This is a genomic window from Kitasatospora xanthocidica (genome assembly GCF_014656195.1).
In the GTDB taxonomy this organism is placed as follows: Bacteria; Actinomycetota; Actinomycetes; order Streptomycetales; family Streptomycetaceae; genus Kitasatospora; species Kitasatospora xanthocidica.
The window spans coordinates 138738-158369 of record NZ_BNBY01000007.1; the positions used below are offsets into that span (position 1 = coordinate 138738).

Here is a 19632-nt window from a genome sequence, read left to right on the forward strand (position 1 = left end):
GGGGCTGGTCAGCCCATGTGCGGGTAGCGGTAGTCCGTCGGCGGGACGAAGGTCTCCTTGACCGAGCGGGTCGAGGTCCACCGCGTGAGGTTCTGCTTGGCGCCGGCCTTGTCGTTGGTGCCGGAGGCCCGGCCGCCGCCGAAGGGCTGCTGGCCGACGACGGCGCCGGTCGGCTTGTCGTTGATGTAGAAGTTTCCGGCGGCGAAGCGCAGCTTGTGCATCGCGTCCTGGGCCGCGGCGCGGTCCTGGGCGATGATCGCGCCGGTCAGGCCGTAGGCCGACGCCGACTCCATCTGGGTCAGCATCTCGTCGTACTTCTCGTCCTCGTAGACGTACACGGCGAGGATCGGGCCGAAGTACTCGTCCTTGAAGTACTCGCTGGCCGGGTCCTGGCAGACCAGGACGGTCGGGCGGACGAAGTAGCCGACCGAGTCGTCGTAGGTGCCGCCGGCGAGGACCTCCACGGAGGAGTCGGCCTGGGCGCGGTCGATGGCGGCCTTGTTCTTGGCGAAGGCGCGCTCATCGATGACGGCCGACATGAAGTTGGACAGGTCGCTGACGTCGCCCATGGTGAGGCCGTCGACCTCGGCGGCGAACTCGTCCTTGAGCCCGGCCCACAGCGAGGCGGGGACGTAGGCGCGGGAGAGCGCCGAGCACTTCTGGCCCTGGAACTCGAAGGCGCCGCGGGTCATCGCGGTCTTGAGGACCTTCGGGTCGGCCGACGGGTGGGCGACCAGGAAGTCCTTGCCGCCGGTCTCGCCGACGATCCGCGGGTAGGTGCGGTAGCCGGCGATGTTGTTGCCGACCTCGCGCCACAGGTGCTGGAAGGTGGCGGTGGAGCCGGTGAAGTGGATGCCGGCCAGCGCCGGGTGCTTCAGCGCGACCTCGGAGACGGCCAGGCCGTCGCCGGTCACCATGTTGATGACGCCCTTGGGGAGGCCGGCCTCCTCCAGCAGCTGCATCAGCAGGTGCGCGGAGAACTGCTGGGTCGGGGACGGCTTCCACAGCACCACGTTGCCCATCAGCGCGGGCGCGGTCGGCAGGTTGCCGGCGATCGCGGTGAAGTTGAACGGGGTGATGGCGTAGACGAAGCCCTCGAGCGGGCGGTGGTCGCTGCGGTTCCACACGCCGTCCGAGGAGATCGGCTGCTCGGCCATGATCTGGCGGGCGAAGTGCACGTTGAAGCGCAGGAAGTCGACCAGCTCGCAGGGGGTGTCGATCTCGGCCTGCTGGGCGGTCTTGGACTGGCCGAGCATGGTGGCGGCGGCCAGGGTCTCGCGCCAGGGGCCGGCCAGCAGGTCGGCGGCCTTGAGGAAGATCGCGGCGCGGGAGTCGAAGGAGAGCGCCTGCCAGGCCGGGGCCGCGGCCAGGGCAGTGTCGATGGCGTCCTGCGCGTCGGCCTGGGTGGCGTTGCGCAGGGTGCCGAGCCTCGCCGCGTGGTTGTGCGGCTGGACGACGTGGATCTCGGTGCCGCCGCCCATCCGGCGCTCACCGTTGATCGTCATGGTCAGCTGGACCGGCTCCTGGCCGCCCAGCTCCTTCAGCTTGGCCTCCAGACGGGCCCGTTCCGGGCTCCCGGGGGCGTAGCTGTGGACCGGCTCGTTCACCGGCGCGGGGACCTGGGTCACAGCATCCATGAAGCGCACGCTCTCCTTCGTTCGGTGCGGGGAAGGCCTGCGCGGGTCGCACGCGGGCCACAGCACGAACGCTATTCCTGGCTACCGGGCCACTTGATTGGCCGGGCGGCTAAATTCCCCCGTACGGCGTTGTCCGGGACGACTAAGGGGTCACGCCGCGGTCACGGCCGGCCCGGCCGGGGCCACCCGCCGGTCCCAGTCGATCCGGTAGCCGTGTACCGGCCGCAGCGTCCGTTCCGGGCTCATGAAGGTCCGCATCGCGATCGGCGCGACCAGCCGGAACACCATCCGCCCGACCGGCCCGGAGGCCTTCTGGTTGTTGGTGCGGGCCGCGTCGGCGGCGATCTTCTCGACCCGGGGCCGGCGCAGCGCCTCGTACGCGGCGAAGGCGGCGGTGTGGTCGGGCAGGTCGCGCAGGCAGCGGGCGAGTTCGACGGCGCTCTCGACGGCGAGCGAGGCGCCCTGGCCGGAGCTGTTGGAGGGCGCGTGCACCGAGTCGCCGACGAGGACCATCCGGCCGCGGTGCCAGCGCGGCACCGAGGGCATGATCTCCAGCCGGGGGAAGGTCTCCATGCTCCGCGCGTCGGCCATTCGCAGCACCTCGCGGGCGGGCAGGTCGTCGGCGTGCAGCTCGCGGCAGCGGCGCAGCCATTCCGCCGCGCCGAGGGCGCGGACCTCCTCCGGGTCGAGCGGCTCGGGCTGCGGGATGTTGCTGAACCAGGCGGTGCCGCTGCCGTCGGCCAGGCCCCAGTAGCCGAAGAAGGCGCGGGCGCCGTTGGCGAAGTGCACGGACTCGCCGCGTCCGGCCCGGCCGGGCAGCCGGTAGGAGCTGTAACCGCCGACGCCGAGCAGCCCGGTGTACCGCGCGGCGGGCGCGGCCGGGTCGATCAGGGTGCGGACGGTGGAGCCGGTGCCGTCGGCGCCGACCAGCAGGTCGCCGGTGGCGGTGGTGCCGTCGGCGAAGCGGGCGGTGATCCCGTCGGCGCCCTCCTCGACGCCGACCAGCCGCTTGCCCCACCGGACCTCGATGCCGTCCTCCGCCAGGCGCCGCTGCAGCACCTCGTAGAGCTCGGCGCGGCGCATCAGCCGGCCGCGCGGCAGGTCGTCGAGGCCGGCGAACTCGGCCAGCACGCCGCCCTTGCCGTCCTCGATCACCATCGGCCCGACCGGTTGCCCGATCCCGCCGACCTCTTCCCCCAGCCCGACGACGGCCAGCGCGCCGAGCCCGTTGGGGGCGATCATGAAGGTCCCGCCGATGCCCTCGGCGGAGGTCCGGTAGGCCTCGAACACGACCGGTTCGAGGCCGGCCTTGCGCAGCGCCAGGGCCGTCACCGGTCCGGCGATGCCGCCACCGACGACCAGGACCCTACGGCCCGTTCCGGTGGTTCCGTCAGTGCTGGTGGTTCCGTTGGTGCTCATTCCAGGCTCCTCATGAATTCCCGCAGGGTCCGGTTGAACTCCGGCTCCCCGATCCGGCCGATGAGGTTCTCGGTGTAGCGGCGCTCCGCCTCCAGCAGCGCGAGGGCGTACTCCTCCTCGATGACGAACATCGGGTGGACGTCCATCCCGGCGGCCTTGTGCAGCTGGGCGCGCGAGGCGTCGATCCGCGCGTCCAGCGCCTCCAGCCGGCGGCCGAGCAGCTCGGCCGCCTCCTCGGTGGGGAGCACCACCAGCAGGCAGAGGGCGACCCCGAAGGCGGGGTACTCCTCCTGCGGTTCGGCGATCCATTCGCGCATCCAGTCGAGGAGCTCCGTCTGACCCTCGGGGGTGAGGGCGTAGACGGTGCGCTCCGGCCGCTGGGTGTCGCGGACGGTCTCCTGTTCGGCGACGAACCCGGCCTTCCGCAGCTGCTCCACGACCATGTAGAGCGAGCTGCGGTTGTACTTGATGTTGCGGTCCTTGCCGTGCTCCTTGAGCCGGCGCCCCATCTCGTACGGGTGCATCGGCTCGGCTCCGAGTTCGGCCATGACCGCGAGGGCCAGCGGATTCGACACCTTGCGTCGCTTCGCCATGAGAGCGTTCCTCATCACTTGGTCAGTACCGACTATCCGACATCGAATAGTCGGAATCAACTATTCAGGAGTGACGGGCCAGAACTCTGTCCGTCCGGCTAAAATCAACCACACGGCGTTGTCCGAGCGGATGAAGGAGGCCCGGAGTGACCACCCCCGGCCTCCCGCTCCGCCAACTGCTGATGTCCCTCGGCGAGCCCCTGGTCGAACTCCAGGCCGCCCCACTGGGGCTGGACGTCCCGGTCCGCGACGTCGCGATCCTCGACCCGGAGGACCCGCCGACCGCCGCCCCCGGCGAGCTCGTCCTCGCGATCGGCGCCCGCGGCCGCGCCGCCCTCCCCGCCCTGCGCGCGGCCGGCCGGGCCGGCGCGGCCGCCGTGGCGGTCAAGCTGGACGGGCCCGGCCAGGCCGACGCGCTGCGCGAGGCGGCCACCGAGGCGGGCGTCGCCCTGCTGTCGGTGCGCCGGGAGACCCGCTGGGAGCACCTGGACTCGCTGGCCCGCGCGATCATCGCCGGACCGGACGCCCCGGACGCGCCCGGCGCCCCCGAGCCCAACGCGGGCGACCTCTTCTCCCTCGCCCAGACCGTCGCCGTGCTCACCAACGGCATCGTCTCGATCGAGGACACCTCCAGCCGGGTGCTGGCCTACTCCCGCTCCTCCGACTCCGACGAGGTCGACGACCTGCGCCGGCTCTCCATCCTCGGCTGGCAGGGCCCGGAGCCGTACCTGTCCAAGCTCCGCGAGTGGGGCATCTTCCAGCACCTGCGCAGCTCGGACACCCCGATCGCGGTCGAGCCGCACCCCGAGCTGGGCCTGCGCCGCCGGCTGGCCGTCGGCATCCGGGCCGGGGCGCAGCCGCTCGGCACCATCTGGGTGCAGGAGGGCGCGCAGCCGCTGGCCGCGCACGCCGAGCAGGCGCTGGTCGGCGCGGCCCGGGTCGCGGCCGCCCAGCTGGTCCGCCGCCGCCGGGAGCTGTCCGCCGACGTCCGGCTCACCCGGACCCTGCTGACCGGTCTGCTGGAGGGCTCCACCGGCCCCCAGTCGCTCGCCACCCACCTCGGCCTGGACCTGCGCCGCCCGGCCACCGTGCTGGCGTACGCCGCGCACACCACCGAGGCGCTGCACCGTTCCGACGTCACCGGCCTGATCTCGGTGCACACCGCCGCCCGGCACCGCACCGCGCTGCTCGCCCCGATCGAGTCCCGGGTGTACGTGCTGCTGCCCGAGCTGCCGCCCGGCCTGCCGATGGCCACCGTGCGCGGCTGGGCCTCCGAGGTGGTGGCGGCCGCCCGGGAGCACCTCGGCGTCCCGCTGCGGGCCGCGATCGGCTCGACCGTGGACGGCCTGGCCCAGGTGCCGGACTCCCGCGCGCAGGCGGACCGCATCCTGGACGCGATGGGCCGCGGCGGAGTGGACCTCGACGTCGCGGCGCTGATCGACGTGCAGGCGGAGGTACTGGTCAGCGAGATGGTCGCGCTGCTGCAGGAGCGCACCGGCCTGCGCGACCCGCGGCTCACCGCGCTCACCGACTACGACCGCCGGCACGGCACCCGGCTCGCCGAGTCGGTGCTGGCCTGGCTGGACGCGCTCGGCGAGGTCCGGGTGGCCGCGGACGCCCTGCACATCCACCCCAACACCCTGCGCTACCGGGTGCGCCGCGCCGAGCAGTTGACCGGCATCGACCTCGCCCAGCCGCAGCAGCGGCTGCTGGCGATGCTGCAACTGCGGCTGCCCGCGGACGAGTGGTCCGCGGGCAGCCGGTCACATCCCTGAGGCTCGGTGCGAAAGGGTCACTCGCCGTAGCCCTGGCCGCGCTTGTGCTCGTTCAGCCGGCGCCACGGGCCGGTGATGGCCAGCTGGATGCCCGGGGTCTGGATGTTGGCGAACAGGGTCTTGCCGTCGTCCGAGAAGGTCACCCCGGTGAACTCGCTGAACTCGGGCTTCTCGGCGGTGCCGATGTTCAGCTCGTTGCGGGCGATCGGGTAGACCAGCCCGTCCTCGGTGGCGCCGAACAGGTGCGAGACGCCCTCGCCGTCCTCGCAGATCACGATGCCGCCGTAGGGCGAGACGGTGATGTTGTCCGGGCCGTCGAAGTTGTCGTGGTCGCCCCAGACGTCGGTGTTGACGCCCAGCAGGACCTTCAGGGTGATGGTGCGGCGGGCCGGGTTGTAGAACCAGACCTGGCCGTCGTGCTGCAGCGGGCTCTCCGAGCGGGCGAAGCTGGAGACGAAGTAGAAGCCGCCGTCACCCCACCACATGCCCTCCAGCTTGCGGGCGCGGCTGACCTCGCCGTCCTTGAACTGCTTGCGGATCGAGACGGTCCTGGCGTCGCGGTCCTGGACCTTGACCCAGTCCACGCCGTAGGTGGTGCCGACCTTGGTGGCGCGGGAGAGGTCGTCGACGAACTTGCCCTGGGCGTCGAAGACCTTGAAGGCCTCCAGCACACCGGCGTCGGCGGCCAGCTTGCGCAGCTGGTAGCGGCCGTGCTTGAAGCCGGCCGGCGGGGTCCAGCGGAACAGCAGGCCGTTCGGGTTCGAGGCGTCCTCGGTCAGGTAGACCTGGCCGCGCTTCGGGTCGACGACCACGGCCTCGTGGGCGTAGCGGCCGAAGGCCTTGACCGGCTGCGGGTCGCGGTTGTAGTCGTCGTCGAAGGGGTCGACCTCGAAGATGTAGCCGTGGTCCTTGGTGAAGCCGTTCTTGCCGGCCTTGTCCTCGGTCTCCTCGCCGGACAGCCAGGTGCCCCACGGGGTCACGCCGCCCGCGCAGTTGGTGGCGGTGCCGGCGATGCCGACCCACTGCTCGACCGAGCCGTCGCGCTTGGCGTGCACGACGGTGCAGCCGCCGGCCGCGCCCGGGTCGTAGACGTGGCCCTCGGTCAGCGGCACCGGGTGCGGCCAGTTGGCGCGCGCGCCGGACAGCTCGTGGTTGACGACCATGTAGTTGCCGCCGTGCTCGTCCTCGAAGGCGGAGGTGCCGTCGTGGTTGCTCGGGGTGAACTCGCCGGTGCGCAGCCTGGTGACGCCGGCCCGGTTGAGGACCTTGTACGAGAAGCCCTTCGGCAGGGACAGCAGCCCGGCCTGGTCCTGCACCAGCGGGCCGTAGCCGACGGCGGTGCCGCCCGCCGCGTTGGTCCCGGCGGCCGCGGCGACCGGGGCCTCGCCACCGGCCGGGGCGGCGATCGCACCGGGGGCGCTGGCCAGGGCCTCGGCGCTGCCGGCGATCAGCACGCCGGCCCCGACGACGGTGGAACGGTTGACGAAGTCCCGGCGGGACAGCGACATGGCAGCAACTCCTGAGGTGAGCGGTCGTCGGGGCGGATGCCGACGCCCAGCAGGCTCCGCCGGGCGGGTGAACCCGGGATGACGCCCACCTCACATCCCGGCGGCCATTTGCCGACCGATGACCGACACATGACCTGGACTTTGCCAAGACACCGTCAGGCCTGCCAGAATCCACCACACGGCCTACACCGCACCGCCTGCACCGCTCGCAGCACTCGTACTGCTCGTACCGCTCGTACCACGGGCAGCCGTCACCCCCGTGCCGTCCGCCACTGCTCCCAGGCCGCCAGCCACAGCTGCTCGGCCAGCCGGTGCTCCTCCCACGCCCCGGCCCCGCCCGGCCGCTCCCGCCACAGCTGCTCCCAGGCCCGCTGGGCCGGCAGGCTCGCCACCTGGCTCGCGAACACCGTGTACCGGACGACCTCCTCGACGGCCGCCTCCCCGTCCGCCGTACCGACCAGCCAGTGCGTCTGCTGGGACAGCCGGTTGAGGTGGTTGACCATCGCGGTGACCGCCGCCGCGGCCTCCTCCCGGGTCTCGGTGGCCAGCCGCATCTGCTGGCGCACCGCCGCCTCCCAGCGCACCGCGCAGACGTCCCCGCGCAGCCCGCGCGGCAGCCTCGGCGTGCGCCCGGCCCGGACCTGCGCCTCGATCGCGGCGGTCTCGGCGATGCTCTGCGCGATCAGCGACCGGTGCGCCTCCAGCCCGACGACGGGCGGCAGTTCGCGCTCCTCCACCGGGACGTACCGGGACTGCCGGGAGGCGAGGTCGCGCAGCAGGTCGGTGCGCCCGCGCAGGTACCGCTCGAAGTCGCGGATCCCGCCGAGCTCCACCCCGCCGGGGGCCACCCCGCGCCCGCAGACCGTCACGGTCAGCCCGCCGACCCGCAGCCGCCCGGCCCACACCGGTTCGGGCCCGCCGACCGCCGCCGCCCCGGGCCGCAGCACCGGCCGGTCCTCGTGCACCTCCAGCGCGCACGGCTCGCCGTCCACCGTGATCCACTCGCGCAGCGCCCGTACCCGGCCGGGCCCGTCGCCCTCGTCGACGCCCAGCTGCTCGTAGACGCGGTCCCGCTCGTCCTCGACCACGTCCTCCAGCTCGGGCAGCGGCTCGCCCTGCTCGGCGCCCGGCCGATAGGTGCGCACGGTCACGTACGGTCCGGCGGCCGAGCGCCAGTCGCCGCACTGGACCTCGACCCAGCGCAGCTCGCCGTCGGAGGTCTCGAAGGCGGCCAGCGCCTCGCCGGTACGGGCCGGCCCGGCGGCCACGCCGTACACCGGGAAGTCGACCGCGGCGAGGGTCCGGCGGGAGAACTCCTCCTGGTCGGCGAAACGATCCTCCTGACCCGGCCGCTCCGGGGCCGGCGCGCGGCCCGACGGCCCCGAGTTCCACTCCTGGTGCCTGCCGCCGCTCTCCCGCATCATCCTCTGCCGCACCCCCGACTCCTCGCGCCCGCACCGCCTACGCCACCTTACGTGGCCGCAGCTGCCGGGTCATCAGCTCGGCCGCCGGTCGGGGGCGGTGGCCGTGTCAGGACGAGCGGTTGTCAGCAGCCCTCCCTAACCTGGCGGCATGACAGCACAGAGCAGCACCACCCCGGACGGCACCACGGCACCCGGCGCCTTCCCCGCCAGGATCAGCATCGTCACCCTCGGCGTCTCCGACCTCGACCGCAGCGCCCGCTTCTACGAGGACCTCGGCTGGCGGCGCTCCACCGCCTCCAGCCCGGAGATCGTCTGGTTCCGCACCGCGGACTCGGTGCTCGGCCTCTTCCCCACCGACGAGCTGGCCGCCGACGCGGGCGTTCCCGCCACCGGCGAGCCGTCCTTCCGCGGCGTCACCCTCGCGGTGAACCTGGAGTCCCCCGCGCTGGTGGACGCCGCGATGACGACGGCCGTCGAGGCCGGCGCCGTGCTGGTCAAGCCGCCGGTCCCGACCGGCTGGGGCGGCTACTCCGGCTACTTCGAGGACCCGGACGGCCACCTCTGGGAGCTGGCCCACAACCCGTTCTTCCCCTTCACCGAGGACGGCTCGCTGGACCTCCCGCAGTAGGCCCGCAGCCCGTAGGCCACGGGCCTCCCCCGCCCCGGGGCCCCTCGCCTCAGTTCTTGGAGCGCGCCTTGAAGGCCGCCTTGCGCGCCTCCTTGGCCACCGCCCGGTCCAGGTGCAGCTCCCCGATCGCCTCCAGGACGTCCGCCGTGTACGGGTGGTCGACCCGCCACAGCTCCCCGAACCAGGTCGCCGGATCGCCCTTGACCGGAAGGTCCGTGACCAGGTCGCGCAGCAGCTCGGCGTCACCGCCGTTGTCCAGCAGCTGGGCCGCGAAGGTGTCGACCACCGTCCACAGCGCCACCGCCCGGGCCGGCGCCGGCACGTCCGTCGCGCCCTGCGCGGTCAGCCAGGCCCGCGCCGCGCCGCCCAGCTCCGGGTCGTCCAGCACCTCCCGGACGGCCGGCTCGGCGCCCGGACCGAGCAGGTCGAGCGCCGAGACGCACAGCATCCGCCGCAGCGGGCCGTACGCGTCGCCGCCGCGCGCCGCCGCGAGCAGCTCACCCGCCGCCGCCACCGGCTCCCGGCCGGCGGTCCACACCCGCAGCTCCTCCTCGGGCAGCACGTTGGCCGACTCGCACACCCCGCGCAGCAGCTCGGCCGCGTCGCCCTGGGCCAGCTCGCCGACCAGCGGCGCGTCGTAGCCGTCCTCCAGCAGCCACTGCCGGATGCCGTACTGGCCGAGCGGGGTGAGCCGGACCAGCCCGAAGCGGGCCGACTCCTCCTCGTCCAGCGGCTCCTCGCCGACGACGGCGGACCCGTCGCCCTCCTCCTCGTCGAACAGGTCCGGGTCGATCGGGCGGTAGTCCAGCAGGCCGAGCTCGGCCAGGTCGCCCAGCATCGGGTCCAGCGCGACCATCACGTCGGTGATGTCGCCCAGCAGCTCCTCGCTCGGCTCCTCGCCCTCCGGCACCACCAGCAGCGCGGCCAGCACGCCGAGCGGCACGGTCTCGTTGCCCGGGTCGGCGAAGGCGGTGGTCTCGTAGAGCACCTGCAGCGCCTCGTCCAGCAGCTCGGCGGCCTCGTCCCTGGCCTCCTCGACCTCGGAGAGCCCGTCCTCGTCCTCCTCCTCCGCCGGCGCTTCCTCCGCCTCGCCGTGCTCCTCCGGCAGCGAGTCCGCCTCCACGGCCAGCTCCCGGACGATCCCGGCGGCGGTCAGCCACAGCTCCAGGACGGTCTCCGGATCACCCTGCTCGGCGGGCTCCAGGTCCGGGCCGGGGACGGCGACGTGCTCGCCCTCCGCGGTGGTGCCCAGCTCCACCAGGTCCAGGTCGCAGGCCAGCGACCAGGCCCGCAGCGCCTCGACCTCGGCCTCCTCCGCCACCTCGCCCTCGGCCGGGGCCAGGCCGAGCAGCCGCGCGGCGGGGGCCCGGTCCTCCTCCACCAGGTCGCCGAACTCGTCCACCGCCCGGTGCGGGGCGGCCCAGCGGGCCAGCGTCAGCGCGTACCCGAACATCGGGACGGCCTTCGCCTGCTCGGCCAGCTCCCCCTCGGGGGGCAGCTTCACCGGCGGCACCAGCACCGCCGCGTCGTCCAGGTCCTCGTCGTCCAGCCCGTGCGCGGCGAACGCCCCGTAGAGGTCCTCCAGCTCCAGATCGGCGGGCAGCACCGTCTCGGCCGCACCCTCTCCCCCCGAAGCCCCGGCGTTCTTCCGACGTCGTCCGGCCATCGTTTGCGCTCTCCCTCAGCCAGCGGTCAGCCCAAACAGCTCCGCGTACCGATCTACCACCTCAGCGTATAGGTGTGACACCCCCGATGCCCGGCCGCAAGGGGCGCACACAGGGGCGCGCGCCGTATACGTGCGCCCACCCCTTATCCTTCGATCTGGTATCGCGCACACCCCGCGCGGACCGCCGGGGCAACGAAGCCCCGATCCTCAGCTCATCCGCTCCACCTGGGAGCCCCGCACCGCGGCCACCACCACAGCGCCTCAGGACGGGCGCGCCGGCATACCCCGCCGACCCGGTGGTGCCCTGCCACAGGAGACCCCTCACATGGCGGACCTCTCCCCCGCCGGCTCCGGCCTGCGCACCGCGCAGCTCGACGGACGCCGACTGTCGGAGGCCCTGCTCCCCCTGGAGCTCGCGCCGCGCGCCCAGCTCCAGCTCGCCGCGATCAGCCGCTGGAACGCGCTCCGCGGAGTCCGCGTCGGCCTGGTCTCGACCGCCCTGCTGCTGATGCTGATCGGTGCCAACCTGGCGACGCCGATCTACCCGCTGCTCCAGCAGCGCCTCGGGCTCGGTCCCCTCGACACCACGATCCTCTTCACGATCTACGTGTTCGCACTGGTCCCCGTACTGGCCGCGGTCGGCCACTGGTCCGACCACCTCGGCCGACGCGCCCTGATCCTGCCCGCCGTCGCACTGGCCGCCGCGGGCGACGTCGTCTTCGCCACCTCCGGCAGCTTCTGGCAGCTGGCGGTCGGCCGCGCCGTCCAGGGCGTCGCCGTCGGCCTGTCCACCGGCGCCGCCGGTGCCGCCCTCGGCGACCTGCTGCCCGACCACCCGACACTGGCCGCCAAGCTCACCCTGGCCTGCTCCGCCGGGGGCGTGGCGCTCGGCCCCGTCGTCGGCGCCCTGCTGGCCGGCGGCTCGGACCCGCTGCTCACGCCGTTCCTGCTGCACGCCATCGCCCTGCTCGCGCTCTGCGTACCGCTGGCCCTGGTCCACCCGCGGATGCCCGGCCGCAACCGCCCGCCGGCCTCCCCGCCCCGGATCACCACCCCGGCCCACCTGCGCCCGCAGCGCCTGCGGCTGCCGCGCACCGGCCGGCGCGAGTTCCTGCTCGCCGCCTCCGCGGGCTTCATCTCCTACGCGGTCTTCGGCGTCTACCTCAGCCTGGCCCCGGCCTTCGCCGCCAAGCTGCTGCACTCCCCCTCGCACCTGACCGGCGCGATCGTGGCCGCCCTGCTGCTCGGCTCCTCGGCCGCCGCCCAGCTGATCGTCCCGCCGACCTCGGACCGCCTGGTGATCGCCCTCGGCATGACCGGCCTGGCCACCGGCCTCGCCCTGGTGGTCGCCGCCGGGTACACCGGCACCCCGGCCCTGCTGTTCATCGGCAGCGTCCTCGGCGGCGCCTGCCAGGGCGTCGCCTTCCGCTCCCTGTTCACCACCGCCGTCGCCGCCCTGAACCCGGAACGCCGCGGCTCCGAGCTCTCCGCCCTCTGGGTGATCGTCTACCTCGGCAGCTCCCTGCCCATCGTCATCGTCGGCGCCCTCGTCCAGGCCTACGGCCTCCTCCCCGCCGTCAGCGGCTTCGCCACCCTCGCCGCCGTGCTCTGCGCCGCCCTGGCCCTCGCCGTCGCCCGCAAACCCAAGCACCTCGCCTGACCCGCACACCCGAAGCGCCGCTGCCCGGGACTTCCTCTTCGGAAGTCCCGGGCAGCGGCATTCCCGCCACCGGGCGAACACCCGCGCATCATCTGCTCCGTTGAGCGGCTCCACCACCGTTCTCCACCATCCCCCCGCCTTCCGGCGGGTGCCTGCCCCCGCCCTCACCGCGTGCCGCCCCGCCAGGCGGCACGCGGCGCTGATGAAGCACGGCGAGTACCTGCCGGAAGCCGACAAGGGCCCGGAGGCCGTCCCCGACTGCCGGGGGCGGCCTCCGGAACAGGTCGAAATGGTGGGTTTCGCCTCCGCCCGCTGGATGTGATCCAGCGGGCGGAGTGCTGCCACGTGAGAGGTGCGGGCACGACCACCAGCTCCATGGGTGGTCACCCATGGAGCTGGTGGTCAGGCAACGAGCGCGATGTCCAGGTACGCCTGTACCGGCTCGAACAGCCCGTACGGCACGTACTCGGGAATCTCGGCGAGGGCCACCCACGCGAGGGCGTCCAGCTCATCCGTGTCCACCACCTCGGCGGTGCCGCTGACGACCTCGCAGGCCGCGTACGACATCAGTCGGCCGGTCTTCGGGTGCACCCGCTCGCCCAGGAGCTTGACGGCGGCCACACCCAGTCCGGTCTCCTCTGCCGTCTCGCGAACGGCCGCCGCCTCGGGCGACTCGCCTGCTTCGATCTCACCGGCCGGGAACTGCCAGAAGAGCTGGCCCTCACTGACCCGCCGCCGGACCATCAGGACGCGGCCTTCGTGGACCACGATCGCGGCGGCAATGCCCGGGCGTTCCTCCGCAGTCTGCTGTGTCACGTCTGCTCCTCCAGGATGGGCGGGAAGGTCGTATCGGGCTCGATGAAGCGGGCCACCGAGCGATAGTTGGCGGTTGTCAGCGATAGTTGGCGATCAGGGCACCCGTCGCTGTCCGTGACAGTCCGTTTTGGTTGAATCAGCGGATGAGCGAAACCTCTGTCGACCTGGGAGTCGTCACCGCGCCGTCCGGTGTGCTGGTCCTGGGCATGGCCGGCTGGATCGACCACTGGTCCGAGCTCGGCGACCCGTTGTCCGTACGGGCACTGGCCGCCGCGAAGCAGGGCGGTGGCCATCTGCACGAGCCCGCGGACGGCCCGAGCCGGGACTGGTCCTGCGAGGCGGTCGCGGTGCCGGCCGCTGCCGACCGGCCGCTGAAGGTGCGCGCCGAAACGGGGGAGTCGTACGACGGGCCGGTCGTCACGGTCCTGGAGGTCGACCTCGGCGTGCCCTGGCCGGGCGACCCCGACGGAGAGCCGATCCGACTCGGTGACCTGCCGATCGACCGGTGCGGCATGGTCCTCGGCGACGCCCGCGCCCTCGACTCGTTCGTCGGGCTGCCGGGCGAGTCGATCGACGGACTCGCCGACGTCACGTACTGGGGAAAGTACGAGGACGACGCCCACGCCCGCTTCGGCGGCGAACGGACACCCCGGTACGAGGTCAAGGGGCCCTACGGGCGCCTCGACCTCCCCCTGCACGAAGCCCACGAGTTCGCCGGCCGGCTCCAAACTTGGCTGGCAGAAGGACCCCGCACCGGCCTGATGGTCTCCGTAGACGCGCACACCCACTTCCACCTCCTCGACCGGGCCGGCCAGACCCACCCCCTGCTCGCCGGACAGATCGAGATCGACGGATGCCAGGTCCTCGGCTTGGGCTGGGATCCCGGCGACCACTCCATGCGCCACCACGGCGAACGAGCCTGGAACCAGGTCTACGCAGTCACTCTGGAACAGCACGGCACCACCACCCTGCTGCGTTGGACGATCCCCGCAGAAGCAGAAGAATCCGAGTAGACCGAAGCTGACGGTGCGCCCCGCCGTGCCATGCAACGGCGGGGTGGCCGACTCGGACGACCAACAGCTGTGATCGTCATGAGGGGTTCGCCAAATAGCGCTGACGGTCACAACACGCAGCAAGCACGGCAACATCGGCGCGTACCACCAGGCGCCGCCACCCCAGGCTCAGTGGATCGGGCGAATCATCGCGGTCAGCCGGGGCGAGTCCGGAGACGGCTGTTGCACGTTGAACGCCTGGTAGCCCCAGGTCTCGTAGAGCCGCTGGACCTTGCCGTCCCCTGCGAGCGGGTTGACCAGAAGGGTGACACGCTCCTCGGGCCGGCGGCGCAGCAGGCCGTCGTGGATCCGGCGGGCGGCACCCGTGCCCCGCCATGGGATCCGGACGCCGATCTCCTTGATGGCCAGGGCCGGGGCCTCGGTGTAGCCGTCCGGAAGGGGCTCGGCCATGCGCTTCCAGTACCGGTCGCCCGCCTCGATCGTGTTGCCGTAGGCGTACCCGACCGGTACCTCGGGCAAGGCCGTGGGCGGTGAAGCGGATGTTGTCGCCGCGCAGTTACGGGCGGGTCGCTCCGTGTTCCAGGTAGACGGTCTCTGACTTCGCCCTGGCGACGCACGCCGCGTGGACGCGGCGGGCGAGGCGAGGGATGAGGAGTGTGTCGAGCTGGTCGGTGGTGTGGAAGGCGTATTCGCCGATCTCCACCTGGTCGACGGTGATGTTGTCGAGCTCGCCAGTCGGGAGGACGCCACCGTCGAAGACGAAGAGGAGCTTGTCGCCCTCGGTGGGATGGGGCGCCCAGTCGGCGACGAGCAGGCAGCCGATCGGCGGAGTGATACCGAGTTCCTCCTTGACCTCCCGGGCCGCGCCCTCGCTCGGGGTCTCACCGGCATGCAGGTAGCCGCCGGGGATCTCCCAGCCGGGCTTGTAGGTCGGCTTCACGAGGAGGACACGGTTGTCCTCGTCGAAGAAGAGCACCCCGGCGGCTGTGCGGGGCTGGGCCACGACCTCGTGGGACGGGGAGTCGCTCATGGCGACGACTGTAGCCGCCCAGCCGCGTCACGCGACGATCTGGAGCCGCTGGGCGACGCCTCTGACCGAACACCCAAATGCCGCTGCCCGGGACTTCCCCCGAAGTCCCGGGCAGCGGCATTCCCGCCACCGGGCGAACACCCGCGCGCGATCTGCTCCCTTGAGCAGCTCTACCACCGTTCCCCACCATCCACCCCCCACCCGCCTCCCGGCGGGTGCCCGCCCCGGCCCTGGCCTCGTGCCGCCCCGCCAGGAGAGAGTCCCCGTTCTGCAGGAACACCTGGAGGCCGCCCCGGCTGCCGGGACGGCCTCCAGGCCCTCACTGGCAACATCTACGGCTAGCACGACCAGGTGCATGGCCAGCGGCCGGCCAGTCAGCGAACGATCAGCTTCCGAACCTCGTCGCTCACGCCCGGCAGATCGCTGCGGTCGGCCCAGCTGTGGTCGTCGTGCTCGGTGAGAGTGAGCGGGGTGGTCTCCTCGACGGTGACCTCGAAGGTGAGCTGACGGGTGCGGGAGCCGCTCTTGGAGGTGTAATCGAACTGCCCGAGGTAGGAGACGACCTGGTTGATCGTGAGGCCGGTCTCCTCCGCGGTCTCCCGCAGAAGGGCGCTCTCGAAGTCCTCGCCCGTCTCAACCTTTCCCGACGGCAGTTCCCACAGGCCCGGCATGAAGTCGTCGGCAGGCCGGCGCAGGAGGAGGACACGGTCCCCGTCCATGACGACCGCGGCAACGACGAAGCGAGTGACCCCAGCCTCCTGGGCGTCGAGGAGCAGGCCAGGGGCGAAGGCGGGATCGGCGAAGGGGGAGGTCATTGCAACAGCTCCTTGTGGTGATCGCTCACCTTGATGGCCGCGCGGATGTACTGCTCGGCCAGAGGACGATCCTCTTCACGATGCCAGACCGGGAGCTTGATCGTGTGCGCGTGCGCGTGTTCGGCGACCGGGAAGTCCCTGGTCCTGTACGCGCGGTGGGAGAGCGGGTGGCCGGGGAACAGCATCGCCGGGCCCTGGTAGAGCGGCAGTTGGTTCAGAGGGCAGGTGGAGCCGGGTCGGTCGAACTCGGTGGCGCCCTCAGCGACCAAGGCCTGATGGAAACGCTCGATGCTCAAGCCACCGAGCTCGCCGGGGTGGTAGGTGAGCGTCAACCCGTACCAAGACGGAACCACCCCATCGGGCATCGGCCTGACCGAGAAGCCGGGGAGCCGGGCGAACTCGGCGGTGAGGTAGTCGGCGATCTCGGCCCGGCCCGCGAGGTATCCATCAAGCCGTCCGAGCTGATCTCCACCGACCCACGTTCGCAGATCGTCGCGAGCTCGCGGGCCTCCTCCGGGGAGGTCGCGAACGGCTTCTCCTTGAGCACGTGCACGCCCCGGGACGCGCACTCCTCGATCACGGCTCAGCCTGGGTGGTGCGGGACCGCGACGATCACGAAGTCCGGCCTCATGGCGTTCAGCATGTCCGCCGTGGCCGCAAGCCCCGCCATGCCTGACCCGCACACCCGAAGCGCCGCTGCCCGGGACGTCCCCCTTCGGAAGTCCCGGGCAGCGGCATTCCCGCCACCGGGCGAACACCCGCGCATCATCAGCTCCGCTGAGCAGTTCCCCCACCGTTCCCCACCATCCACCCCCCACCCGCCTCCCGGCGGGTGCCCGCCCCCGCCCTCACCGCGTGCCGCCCCACCCGGCGGCACGCGGCGCTGATGAAGCACGGCGAGTACCTGCCGGAAGCCGACAAGGGCCCAGCGCCGGAGGCGGCCTCCGGAACAGGTCAAGACAATGGGTCTCGCCCCCGCCCGCTGAATGTGATCCAGCGGGCGAAGTGCTGCCGGATGGAGGCGCGGACGCGGGGCGTGTCGGCGAGCCAGGCGTCGATGCGGACGAAATCCATGGTGTCGCTTGTGTGACCACCAGCTCTATGGGTGGTCACCCAGACGCGAGTTCGGCAGCTCGCTGAGCGAGTTCGGGGGCTCCGGGGATTCCGCGCCTGCTGTAGACGGCCATGGCTGAGCGCACCGTTTTCAGCTCCTTCTGGTTTCGGTCGGATGCCACGCCGTCCATGAGGTCCAAGCACTGATTCCAGAGGACGACGGCTTCCTCATGGCGGTGTTGGGCGGCGACAGACTTGGCGAGGTTCGCGATGGTCAGACCGCGAACCCGCTGGTACGTCGCCGGGACGCGGTCCTCAAGCGCCCTGCGGTAGTGCCGTTCAGCGGCTCCGTGGTCCTTCATCCCGGTCAGGGTCTTGCCCGTGTGCGATGCCACGGTGGCCGCAACCGGGCCGGACGCGGCCGCGTAGGATGGCACGCCGTCGTCGGCGGCGAGCATGGCGTCCTCGGCGGCCAGGAGTGCCCCGGCGGCGTTCTTGCTCTGGCCGCTTGCGCCGTAGGCCCGGGCGGCCGTCACCAGCAGCAATGCCTCTGTCTTCCGGTCGACTTTCCCCTGCGCCCGTGAGAGCGCGGCTTCGGCCAGCTCGACGCAGTGCGTGGTCTGGTTCAGGTCGAGGGCCTGGTGGGTCAGGGCTCGCATCGTCCAGGCTCCATGGCCTGCGGGGTCACACTCGCAGGCGAGCTGGTAGGCGAGGAGATAGAACCGCTGGGAGGCGCCCTCGCGGCCCAGATCGTGGCACTTCCATCCGATCAGGGTGGCGAGCTCGGCTGCCGCTCCGTACGCGCTCCGCCGGACCTCCTCGGACGGGAACGTGGCCTGGAGCATCGGCACGACGGCATCCGCCAGGTAGGACGAGACGGTGGACAGCCCGTGGCCACCGCCCAGTTTCTCGTCGGCGGTCCTGAACATCTCGGTGAGCTGTCGGACGGTGGAAACCTCTTCGGCTCCGGCCCTACGGCTGCCCTTCGCGGTGCGCAGGGTGGCGGCGACGGCCTGGTGGTCGTAGGTGAGCGGGAGCCCGACGGTGGCGGTGGCGAAGGCGAGGGCGAGGAAGTCGCGGCGGTGGAACATGACAAGCCTCCCGAGGTCGGCAGCGGTTGCCAGAGGGTCAGGGGGCATGGCCTCCCCGATGGCCGGGAAGCCTAGACCGATCTCGGCGGTCGTCACCTGGCGCTTCGCCACTCTGGACAGGGCCTCGGCGAGGTAGGCCGCGGTTTTGCCGGTCGGGGTGCCGCCCCGGACCCAGGAGAGCACGGCCGACCGCGAGGTGTGCAGGGTCTCGCCGGCCTCCGCCGCGACGCCGCGGACCGCCTTGGCCAGAACTTCGTATGTACAGCCGGCTTCCGCGATGACGGCCGCCAGTTGTTGGTTCGGCTGCTTACTCCCAGTCAACTCGCGCCCCCAAAGCTGATCTTGAACAGATTGAACAGGATGAGCGGGCCATCACCGTACCGCCGGAGCGTGGTCGGCTGTTCACTGACTGCATAAACCCGCACCTCAGAGGAGGTTGATGCCTCATGGCCGACGTGTACCGCGACCCGCGCCTTCGTGAGCTGACCGGGGCCAGCGTTCTGGTCACCGGAGGCGGTGGCCTGGTCGGCAGCCGCATCGTCGCTCAACTCGCCGCCTGCGGCGCCACACCGATCGTCCTGGACCGGTTCGACGCCTACCCGCACCCGGTGCGGGACCTGTTCCAGGTGGACCGCCACAGCGCCCAGGTCGTGCTCGGCGACGTTCGTGAGCGGGCCACCGTGAAGTGGCTCGCGGGCCGCGCGGACTACGTGATCCACGCCGCCGCGTACGCCGATGTCGCCGCCTGCACCCGCCGACCCGACATCGCGTTCGCCGCCAACGTGCACGGCACCCAGATCGTCCTGGACGCCGTGGCGGCCTCGCCGGTGAAGCGGCTGGTCTTCGTCTCCTCCGCCTCCGTCTACGGCGACGGCACCCCCGCCGAGGACGGCACGGCGCGATTCACCGAGAACCAGCCGCTGACCCCGATCTCCGTGTACGCCAACACCAAGCTCTGGGGCGAGCACCAGGTGCGACTGATGCTCGGAGGCAGCGGCACCGAGTACTCGATCGTCCGGTACTTCTCGGTCTACGGCGACCCGCAGATCCCCAAGCCCGGCTCGCACTCCTGGATGGTGCCCTGGCTGGCCCTGTCCGCCCACACCGGCCGGCCGATGAGGCTCAACGGCGGCGGCCACCAGGTCCGCGACATGGTCCACGTCGAGGACATCGCACACGCCACCGTCCTCGCCCTCGCCATCGACCGGGCTGCCGGGCAGACCATCAACGTCGGCACCGGCATCCCCACCTCGGTCCGGCGGATCGCCGACCTGATCGCCACCCACTATCCCGAGGCCGCCTCTGTCGTGACGCCGATGCCCGAGGGCGACCCGCGTGGAGGGTTCGCCGACACCCGCCGGTCCGCCGACCTGCTCGGTTGGCGTCCCGCCATCACCCTCACCGAAGGCATCGACCGCTACGTGCACTGGCTCAACACCACCCCGGGTGCCGTCCCGGACTGGTTCACCGCGACGACCACCGCCGTCTCGGCCGCCTGAACGAA

At 72.1% G+C, this 19632-nt stretch carries 18 protein-coding genes and 1 pseudogene; 6 read left to right on the plus strand and 13 right to left on the minus strand.

Translation table 11 applies throughout. The annotated features are described in order from the left end of the window. Window positions 1-8: 8 nt before the first annotated feature. The 3 genes from pruA to IE332_RS15150 form a co-directional block, all read right to left on the minus strand. Window positions 9-1637: an L-glutamate gamma-semialdehyde dehydrogenase gene (gene pruA / locus IE332_RS15140; protein WP_189916370.1), complete on the minus strand. Its 1629-nt coding sequence runs from the start codon at window positions 1635-1637 to the stop codon at window positions 9-11. A 150-nt stretch (window positions 1638-1787) separates the two neighbouring features. Further along, on the minus strand, window positions 1788-3056 hold the full coding sequence (locus IE332_RS15145; protein WP_189916371.1) for an FAD-dependent oxidoreductase: 1269 nt from the start codon (window positions 3054-3056) through the stop codon (window positions 1788-1790). Then, a complete protein-coding gene (locus IE332_RS15150; RefSeq protein ID WP_189916372.1) occupies window positions 3053-3649 on the minus strand; it encodes a PadR family transcriptional regulator in 597 nt (198 codons plus the stop codon). Before IE332_RS15150 ends, IE332_RS15145 begins: the two co-directional genes overlap by 4 nt. 146 nt (window positions 3650-3795) lie before the next feature. Between IE332_RS15150 and IE332_RS15155 the strand changes: the two genes are divergently transcribed. Continuing rightward, a complete protein-coding gene (locus tag IE332_RS15155) occupies window positions 3796-5424 on the plus strand; it encodes a PucR family transcriptional regulator (RefSeq protein WP_229928613.1) in 1629 nt (542 codons plus the stop codon). A gap of 17 nt (window positions 5425-5441) precedes the next feature. Here the strand turns inward: IE332_RS15155 and IE332_RS15160 are convergent, their stop codons facing one another. Further along, window positions 5442-6932, minus strand: coding sequence for an alkaline phosphatase PhoX (locus IE332_RS15160; RefSeq protein WP_189916373.1), 1491 nt, complete (start codon window positions 6930-6932; stop codon window positions 5442-5444). A 251-nt stretch (window positions 6933-7183) separates the two neighbouring features. Then, a complete protein-coding gene (locus IE332_RS15165; RefSeq protein WP_189916374.1) occupies window positions 7184-8368 on the minus strand; it encodes a hypothetical protein in 1185 nt (394 codons plus the stop codon). A gap of 136 nt (window positions 8369-8504) precedes the next feature. On the opposite strand from IE332_RS15165, the gene IE332_RS15170 reads away from it, so the two are divergent. Beyond that, window positions 8505-8984 (plus strand): VOC family protein, encoded by a 480-nt coding sequence (locus IE332_RS15170; protein WP_189916375.1) that lies wholly within the window; start codon window positions 8505-8507, stop codon window positions 8982-8984. 49 nt (window positions 8985-9033) lie between these two features. On the opposite strand, the gene IE332_RS15175 is transcribed toward IE332_RS15170, so the two are convergent. Continuing rightward, window positions 9034-10650, minus strand: coding sequence for a hypothetical protein (locus IE332_RS15175; protein WP_189916376.1), 1617 nt, complete (start codon window positions 10648-10650; stop codon window positions 9034-9036). A gap of 325 nt (window positions 10651-10975) precedes the next feature. On the opposite strand from IE332_RS15175, the gene IE332_RS15180 reads away from it, so the two are divergent. Continuing rightward, a complete protein-coding gene (locus IE332_RS15180; RefSeq protein WP_189916377.1) occupies window positions 10976-12310 on the plus strand; it encodes an MFS transporter in 1335 nt (444 codons plus the stop codon). 100 nt (window positions 12311-12410) lie between these two features. Further along, on the plus strand, window positions 12411-12632 hold the full coding sequence (locus IE332_RS15185) for a hypothetical protein (protein WP_189916378.1): 222 nt from the start codon (window positions 12411-12413) through the stop codon (window positions 12630-12632). An 80-nt stretch (window positions 12633-12712) separates the two neighbouring features. Here the strand turns inward: IE332_RS15185 and IE332_RS15190 are convergent, their stop codons facing one another. Further along, window positions 12713-13126: an NUDIX hydrolase gene (locus tag IE332_RS15190; RefSeq protein WP_189916379.1), complete on the minus strand. Its 414-nt coding sequence runs from the start codon at window positions 13124-13126 to the stop codon at window positions 12713-12715. 143 nt (window positions 13127-13269) lie between these two features. On the opposite strand from IE332_RS15190, the gene IE332_RS15195 reads away from it, so the two are divergent. Next, the gene (locus tag IE332_RS15195; protein WP_189916380.1) at window positions 13270-14139 is read left to right on the plus strand and encodes a hypothetical protein; all 870 of its coding nucleotides are present in this window, start codon (window positions 13270-13272) and stop codon (window positions 14137-14139) included. A gap of 168 nt (window positions 14140-14307) precedes the next feature. Here the strand turns inward: IE332_RS15195 and IE332_RS15200 are convergent, their stop codons facing one another. The 6 genes and pseudogenes from IE332_RS15200 to IE332_RS15225 all read right to left on the minus strand — a co-directional run bounded on the left by IE332_RS15200 (window position 14308) and on the right by IE332_RS15225 (window position 18449). Continuing rightward, window positions 14308-14658: a GNAT family N-acetyltransferase gene (locus tag IE332_RS15200; RefSeq protein WP_189916381.1), complete on the minus strand. Its 351-nt coding sequence runs from the start codon at window positions 14656-14658 to the stop codon at window positions 14308-14310. 37 nt (window positions 14659-14695) lie between these two features. Continuing rightward, window positions 14696-15169 (minus strand): NUDIX domain-containing protein, encoded by a 474-nt coding sequence (locus IE332_RS15205; RefSeq protein WP_189916382.1) that lies wholly within the window; start codon window positions 15167-15169, stop codon window positions 14696-14698. A gap of 374 nt (window positions 15170-15543) precedes the next feature. Continuing rightward, window positions 15544-15984, minus strand: a complete 441-nt coding sequence (locus IE332_RS15210) for an NUDIX domain-containing protein (RefSeq protein WP_189916383.1) — start codon at window positions 15982-15984, stop codon at window positions 15544-15546. Then, entirely contained in the window at window positions 15981-16472 is a 492-nt protein-coding gene (locus tag IE332_RS42365; RefSeq protein WP_373313742.1) for a DegT/DnrJ/EryC1/StrS family aminotransferase, read from the minus strand. The genes IE332_RS15210 and IE332_RS42365 overlap by 4 nt, the downstream gene beginning before the upstream one ends. After that, window positions 16466-16564, minus strand: a pseudogene (locus IE332_RS42370) (Gfo/Idh/MocA family oxidoreductase); the annotation flags it as partial. The pseudogene IE332_RS42370 and the gene IE332_RS42365, both read right to left, overlap by 7 nt. 529 nt (window positions 16565-17093) lie before the next feature. Continuing rightward, window positions 17094-18449 (minus strand): NsdA family TPR-like regulatory protein, encoded by a 1356-nt coding sequence (locus IE332_RS15225; protein WP_189916384.1) that lies wholly within the window; start codon window positions 18447-18449, stop codon window positions 17094-17096. Window positions 18450-18574: 125 nt separating this feature from the next. On the opposite strand from IE332_RS15225, the gene IE332_RS15230 reads away from it, so the two are divergent. After that, window positions 18575-19627, plus strand: coding sequence for an NAD-dependent epimerase/dehydratase family protein (locus tag IE332_RS15230; RefSeq protein WP_189916385.1), 1053 nt, complete (start codon window positions 18575-18577; stop codon window positions 19625-19627). Window positions 19628-19632 lie beyond the last annotated feature (5 nt).